This window comes from Synechococcus sp. R6-10, assembly GCF_047461815.1.
Taxonomy (GTDB): Bacteria; Cyanobacteriota; Cyanobacteriia; order Thermostichales; family Thermostichaceae; genus Thermostichus.
Genome location: NZ_JANSHW010000210.1, coordinates 1 through 6,983 on the forward strand (window position 1 = coordinate 1; position 6,983 = coordinate 6,983).

The 6,983-nt window shown below is 58.9% G+C and carries 6 protein-coding genes; 5 read left to right on the forward strand and 1 reads right to left on the reverse strand.

Annotated features, from left to right (window positions below):
- On the forward strand, nucleotides 1-386 hold a 386-nt coding region (locus NW837_RS06690; protein ID WP_414330059.1), incomplete at its 5' end, for a DNA adenine methylase.
- 28 nt (nucleotides 387-414) lie between these two features.
- Complete coding sequence (locus tag NW837_RS06695; protein ID WP_414330062.1) at nucleotides 415-747, forward strand: BolA family protein; 333 nt, start codon at nucleotides 415-417, stop codon at nucleotides 745-747.
- 171 nt (nucleotides 748-918) lie between these two features.
- Here NW837_RS06695 and NW837_RS06700 read toward each other — a convergent pair whose 3' ends face one another.
- Nucleotides 919-2,040 (reverse strand): PP2C family protein-serine/threonine phosphatase, encoded by a 1,122-nt coding sequence (locus tag NW837_RS06700; RefSeq protein ID WP_414330064.1) that lies wholly within the window; start codon nucleotides 2,038-2,040, stop codon nucleotides 919-921.
- A gap of 443 nt (nucleotides 2,041-2,483) precedes the next feature.
- Here NW837_RS06700 and NW837_RS06705 point away from each other — a divergent pair, with 443 nt between their 5' ends.
- From NW837_RS06705 to NW837_RS06715, 3 genes are all read left to right on the forward strand, one after another.
- Entirely contained in the window at nucleotides 2,484-4,238 is a 1,755-nt protein-coding gene (locus tag NW837_RS06705; protein ID WP_414330065.1) for a hypothetical protein, read from the forward strand.
- A gap of 85 nt (nucleotides 4,239-4,323) precedes the next feature.
- Complete coding sequence (locus NW837_RS06710) at nucleotides 4,324-5,364, forward strand: NADP(H)-dependent aldo-keto reductase (protein WP_414330066.1); 1,041 nt, start codon at nucleotides 4,324-4,326, stop codon at nucleotides 5,362-5,364.
- 174 nt (nucleotides 5,365-5,538) lie between these two features.
- Nucleotides 5,539-6,983: S-layer homology domain-containing protein (locus NW837_RS06715; RefSeq protein WP_414330068.1), on the forward strand; the 1,445-nt coding region annotated here is incomplete at its 3' end.

Here is a 6,983-nt window from a genome sequence, read left to right on the forward strand (position 1 = left end):
TGCAGCCGTTTTGGCAGGTGCTCGAACGAGCCACACCCGGGGATTTCGTCTATTTGGATCCCCCTTACCATCCCCTTTCTGCCAGCAGCAGCTTCACCGCCTACAGCCGGTTTGCCTTCGGCGAAGCGGAACAGATCCGCCTGCGAGAAGTGTTTGGAACATTGGCCGACCGAGGCGTGCAGGTGCTGCTCTCCAATTCCGATTGCCCCTTTGTGCGGGAACTGTACCGGGATTACCCCATCCAGACCATCTCTGCCAGCCGTGCCATCAACGCCCAGGGCCACAAACGCGGTCCCATCACCGAGGTCTTGGTGCTGAGCCATCCCAGCCTGGCCACCGCCTGCAGTGGGCCGGAAGGGATCCCGTTTTGCCCCAGAACCGTCTAAGGTGGACGCGATAGCGGTGCGGAGCACAATGGATGAGCAGGTCGAGATCCGAGGCGGGATCTTGAGCTTGGACACAGTGAGACCACGGGGACAACAGCGCATGGATCCACGAGAAATTGAGGCATTGGTACGGGCTGCCCTACCCGGCGCAAGGGTGCAGGTGGAAGACACTGTCGGCGATGGCCACCATTTCCAGGCCATTGTGGTGGCGGAACAATTCCAGGGCTTGCCCCTGATCAAACAGCACCGGCTGGTGAATGAGGCCCTGAAAGCCTACCTGCAGGATGGCCGCCTACATGCTTTGGCCCTGCGCACCTTTACCCCCGCTCAGTGGGAGCAACTCCAGGGGCCGGATGGCTGATCGCGACAGCAGGACAGAGTCCCCTTGAGCCAAGAGGGTCATTTCCGGTCGCGCTGGGCATCGCCTCGATTCCCGGCTCCTCTCTTCCTTTGGGAAAGGGGCTGGAGCTGTCGCAAACGGGAATCCTCAAGGGATCGCCTCAAAGCGGCTTGAAACAGCCACAACCCACCTCTAACCAAAGCTGACGCGGAGCAGGGAAAAATCATCTTCAAAGTCCGTCCGCCCCTGAAAGGATTGGGCCTGATGGATCACCTGATCCAAACTATTGCCAGCGCCCTTGCTCAGCAGGGCTATCAAATTGTCCAGCCCCCAGATTTCTCTCTGGGGGTTTATGACTTCGTAAACTCCATCACTGAACAGGTAGAGATGGCTGTTCTCGGGGATCCGCACCTGATCCCTTTGAAAAGTGAGGTCGGGCAAAATGCCAATGGGCAAGTTGGCAGTCTTCAGCAGGAGCGAATCCTGACCCTGGATGAGCAGGGCAGGTGGGTGGCCGGCACTGGCAAAAGAGAGCAGACGGGATCCCGGCTGATAAACCCCATACCAAAGGGTGAAGTACATCTCATGGTGGGATCCCATTTGAAAAGAGTGGTTGAGGGCGCGCAAGACCGCGTCCGGCTGGCGGGGATCGGCATCGGCCAAGCCTTGAGTGCGCAACTGGTTCATCACCGACACCGACAACAGAGCGGATCCCACCCCATGCCCCGACACATCCAGCAGATAGATGGCCAGGTGTTCCTCATCCAGCCAATGATAGTTAAACGAATCTCCCCCCAATTCCTGGGAGGGTAAAAAGCGCCACTCGAGGGTCACTTTGCAGTCGGGAAAATAGGCCGGCTCCGGCAGGAGAGAACGCACATAGCTGGCCGCCTCGGCCAATTCTGCCCGTAACCTGGCCGTTTGCTGCTGCAGGTCATAGCTGAGCTGGTGCAAGCGTAATCCGGCTCGCACACGTGCCCGCAACTCATTGGGGTCGATGGGCTTGCTTAGAAACTCATCTGCTCCGGCATCCAGGCCCTGGATGCGGTCTTCCACCTCAGTGCGGGCGGTGAGCAAAATAAAAAACGTCGTGGAAAACTTGGGATCGGCTTTGATGCGTCGGCAAACCTCCAGCCCATCCATGTCCGGCATCATCCAGTCACAGATGATCAGCCCCGGCACCAGCAGGTGGGCTTGCTCCAGCCCCTCGGAACCGTTGCTGGCCATCTCCACGGTGTAGCCCTGTCGTTCCAGGGATCGCTTCAACACCAGCCGAATCGTCGGATCGTCGTCGACAATCAAAATGGCCGCCATGACCGCTGCACCCCAATCCTGAAGTCAAAACGCATCCAAACCCAACTCCAGCCCAATACCCCATACTGGTAGGCAGACCTTTTATCGTAGCTTAGGCGTTGCGTCAGGAAAACCAGCTCGGCAAGCAGTCCACGACAAAGGGGTGAAGCCTCAGCAGCCTCATCCATCGGAGCTGAAGGTGCGTATCGATTTGTGGATCCTCAAAACCGTGGTTGCACGCTACCCAAAAGCTAACCGTTTCCAGATACTGGTGGCGGGAGACAATTCGAGGCAGATTCTGGGCAGATTCTTCTTGAGAGACTTCCATTGGATACAGAGATACAGATCACACTCATCCATCCTTCGCCCGTTTAGAGTGAACTTTAAGATTCAACGGCCTTTGCCGCATGAGCACATCTCCCCCATCCTTATCCCCTTCCGCCGTTCAGGATTCGCGGGCGAGCTTGCCTCCGGGACCTAGCGAAGCTCACAGGGGAGAAATTCGGCTGGAGGACTTGGACGAGAAGCAATTGTTGGCCTCCCTATCGTCGGTGGTGTTAAACCCGGCAGCTTGGAGTTGCTTCAGCGTCAGCGAAACCAGCCGCCTGCTACGCCCCCTGCAAATCTGCCCCGACTTGACAGGAACTCCCGTTCTCTCCCCAGGGGCCACTGCCGAAGTGGTCTATAAGTTCCTGCTGAGCGACGGTCGGATCGGAACCATGAAGGGGCTGATCTCCATCGAAGACTTCCGCAGCGAGCGGCTGCGCTCCGTTTACGATCAGCTTCACATCGAAAAGATTATACCGGTCTTCACCGAGTCGGTTGTGGTGCAAATCATCGACCATTTGAAACCGATTTTTGCCCGTGACTTGGATGAGCTGCTTTGGCAAGAAAGTTTTTACTTTACCCCTCAAGATCTGCGCCAGCAGGAGTTCTTGTTGCGCGGCCTACGGCCCGAGGCGATCCCACGCAGCTTTCGGCCTCACCTGCAAAGGGTCTACACCCAGATTATGAAGGTGTGTCGCAGCTTGCCCAACATCGCCTTCCAACTGTGTCTGCGAGCCTACCTGGAGTACAACGAGGTCAAGAACAGGCATCTGCTGGCGCTTCTGCTCAGCAAGTATTTTTACACGCTCTACCGCATCGGCGGGCTGGACGGTTGGGAAAGTGGGGATCCGGTGGAGCTGGGATCCCTGCGCTCTGCCAGTGGGCGAGTTCGTCTCCAGGCTCTTTCTCGCCTCTTAACCCTGAACAATGACAGCGACGCTCCCCTGGTGGGCATTGGGGGCACCAGGCCGGGGGGCAGCTATTTCAGCGGGGAACGGGAGCCTGCCGGCGTTGAGATGGTGAGCTCAGAAGAGATTGAAAAGCTGCGGCAAGATGTGGAGGTGGCCCGCGGCCAGATCACCGAGGCCCAGCAATTGGTGGCCCAATATCAGGAGGAGAAAAAACAGGAACTGCTCAACCGCCTTCAGGATCCGGGAAAGTTTCTTCTCTTCAGCATTCATCAGTTTTTTGACACCCTCTTCGGATCCCTGCCCGGAGAGGTGAAAAGCGAGTACGGGGCAGTTTGGGTGCCGCGCACCTCCTACTTGGATGAGAAGGAGCGAGACAAGCTGACAGAGCATTTGCGCCACATCACCAGCGAAGCTTATTTGGTCAGCGTTCCCTTTGCCGAGGCGACCCTCATCGGCTATTGGCGAGTTTTGGCCGATTCCTTCTACAACCAATGGGTTTTGAATCAGTATAAGCAATTGCAGAGCTATGGGGTGGATTTGGAGCAACAGGGCATCCAGATTCTGGAACGAGAACGATTTCTGGATGAGGTTCAGTTGCGCTTTGCTGCCCGCCACCGAGAAATCGTCACCCAAAATGTGGAGAAGATCACCCAAATTGTGGTGGATAGCCTGGCCAAGCGGGTGGCCCTCAACACCGGCCAGCAAAGTTTTCAGGCCATGCGGGCCAAGTTGACCACTGTTTTGGATATGGACATTTCCCGCAAGGACGTGGGAGAAGTCAAGCGGCTGATCGACTACTTCACCGATGTGTTTTTGGGCAAGCGGGAGGAGCTGCGCTCCCCCTATCCGGTGGGCACGATTTTGCAAGTCAAGGCGGCCATTGAGGCTCGCCCCCCCGATAACCGCACCCGCATCGGTCTGGAAATTTTGGGTCAGCTCTACCGCGAGTACGTTCCTCTGCTGGGATCCGCACCGAAATAGGAACGGGGGCATAGCGGGGGATCCCGTGGGCCGACAGGTTTTGGGCAGAATGGGGACTGGCGTGCTGTCTAGATGGAGATTCCCCATGCGCTACCGCCAGCTTGGCCACAGCCCTTTGCAAGTTTCCGAGATCTGCCTGGGCACCATGACCTTTGGGCAGCAGAATACTTTGTCTGAGGCTTTCGAACAGCTCGACTACGCGGTGGAGCACGGGATCAACTTCATCGATACCGCCGAGATGTATCCGGTGCCGGCGCGGGCGGAAACCCAGGGATCCACCGAGCGCTACATCGGCGAGTGGCTGCAACACCAACCGCGGCATCGCCTGATCCTGGCCACCAAGATCACCGGCCCCGGTCGGCCCTGGCATTGGATTCGCGGCGGATCCCTGTCCATTACCCGCGACAACCTCAGGCAGGCGGTGGCCGGCAGCCTCAAGCGCCTGAAGACCGACTACATCGACCTCTACCAGATCCACTGGCCGGATCGCTACGTGCCCCTGTTTGGGGGCGTTGCCTACGATCCCAGCCAGGAGCGGCCCACCGTTCCCATTGCCGAGCAGTTGCAGGCTCTGGCGGAATTGGTGCAAGAGGGTCTCATTCGCTACATCGGCCTGAGCAACGAAACCCCTTGGGGGGTGAGCAAGTTCTGCCAGGTGGCCGAGCAACTGGGGTTGCCCAAGGTGGTCTCGATTCAGAATGCCTACAGCCTCATCAACCGCACGTTTGAAATGGGCCTGGCGGAAGTCTGCCGCCACGAGCAGGTGGGCTTGCTGGCCTACAGCCCGCTCGGATTTGGGCTGCTGACGGGGAAATATCTGGGGGGGGTGAAGCCGCCGGGATCCCGTTTGGCCTTGTTTGAAGGCTTTGGCCAGCGGTACCGCAAGCCGAATGTGGAAGAAGCGGTGGCCGCCTATGTGCAAATTGCCCGCCGGCACGGTCTGACACCGGCCCAGTTGGCTTTGGCCTTTGTGCGCAGCCGCTGGTTTGTCACCAGCACCATCATTGGGGCCACCAGCCTGACCCAACTCAAAGAGAACCTCAGTTGCCTGGATGTGGAGCTGTCCCCGCAGATCCTGGCGGAGATCGAAGCGGTTCACCAGCGCTACCCCAATCCTGCCCCTTAAGAGGTTGGCGAAACCGACGGCCAAATAGAACTTTTCGGAAGGTTTCCTCGTCTGGGTGTGCGGTTTGGATCATCCTCTCCTACACTTCTGTCCGGCCAACTTCCAGGGCCCCTCCCAACCGAGAGTGGGGATCCAAGACTGTAAATCCCGTACCCAGAACCTGAGGTGTGAACGATGCGTGAGCTTTCCCTTTGGCAGGGCTGGAAAACCGCCGCTCTGGTGATCAGTTGCAGCAGCTTGGCCTGGCTTGGGGATCCCGCTTGGGCCCAACTTTCTGATATCAGCACCTATTGGGGTGCCCAGTACATTGCCGGGTTGAATGAACGACAGATCATCGGTGGCTTCCCGGATGGCACCTTTCGCCCCAACGAGTCCATCACCCGTGCCCAATTTGCCGTCATTGTCACCAAAGCTTTTGGCCTAGATACCAACGTTCCTGTGCGCTCCTTTGCCGATCCCATTCCCAGTTGGGCGGCTCCCTCCATCGGCGCAGCGGCAGCGGCAGGGTTTGTTTCCGGCTTTCCGGACGGCACCTTTCGTCCCAACGATGTGCTCACCCGTGCACAAGCCATCACCGTCCTAACCCGTGCCGCCACCAACGGTAGGCTCATCGAGGATGCCGGCCAAATTGACGCGATCCTATCCGCGTTCGGCGATGCCAATTTGGTTCCCAACTTTGCCCGCGCCCCCATCGCGACAGCAGTTCAGGAAGGGCTGTTGGTGCTCTACCCCAACCCCACCCAATTGAATGCCCAGGCGGTGGCCACGCGGGGGGAAGTGGCTGCTCTTACCTACCAAGCGCTGGCCAAGGTGGGCCGGGTGCCCAATTTGGATCCGCCGGTGGGGGCTGCCATCCCCGGCCCTGGGATCCGCACCGAGCTCCTTGCCCAGGTCACCCCTACGCCCGAACCCCTGGCCACGCCGGACATTCCCATTGAGCCTCTGGTGGAAACGCTGCCCGCCGCTCCAGAGGTGAGAACCTTCTTTGCCCGCGAAGAGCTGGGATCTGTAAACCCAGGAGATACGATTACCGTGTTTTTGCTGGGATCCCCAGGTGCGCAGGGATCGTTTTCCATCCCCGGCATTGCCTACAACCTGCCGCTGCAGGAAACCCGCCCAGGGCAATACGAGGGCAGCTACACCTTCCGCAGCCAAGACCGAGCCTCAGAAGCCCCTGTTTTTGCCCGCCTGGAGCGCGATGGACTGGTAACCCTGGTGCAGCTGCCGGATAAGACCATCACCATCGGGCGGGTGACCGACACCACCTTCCCCACCATCAGCGAACTGGCCCCTCCCAACGGATCCCTAACCGACAACTCTCGCCCCTCCATCTCAGCCCGTTTCCAGGACGACCAGGGAATCGACCTCAATAGCTTTACCTTGCTGGTGAACAATGTGGATGTCACCGCCCAAGCCCAGCTCACCCGCACCGGCTTCGCCTACACCCCAGCCGAGCCGCTGCCCACCGATCGACCGACCTTAATTGCCGTCCAAATTGCCGATACCAGCGGCAACACTGCCATCCAGCAGTGGTCTTTCCAGGTGCAGGCCGCCCAGCCCACTGCCACACCGACCCCAACACCAACCCCAACACCGACAGCCACGCCCACACCGACCCC

Excerpts from the sequence above, each read along its gene's own strand:
- NW837_RS06695 (WP_414330062.1), top strand. The coding sequence starts at position 415 with ATGGATGAGCAGGTCGAGATCCGAGGCGGGATCTTGAGCTTGGACACA.
- NW837_RS06700 (WP_414330064.1), bottom strand. The coding sequence starts at position 2,040 with ATGGCGGCCATTTTGATTGTCGACGACGATCCGACGATTCGGCTGGTG.
- NW837_RS06710 (WP_414330066.1), top strand. The coding sequence starts at position 4,324 with ATGCGCTACCGCCAGCTTGGCCACAGCCCTTTGCAAGTTTCCGAGATC.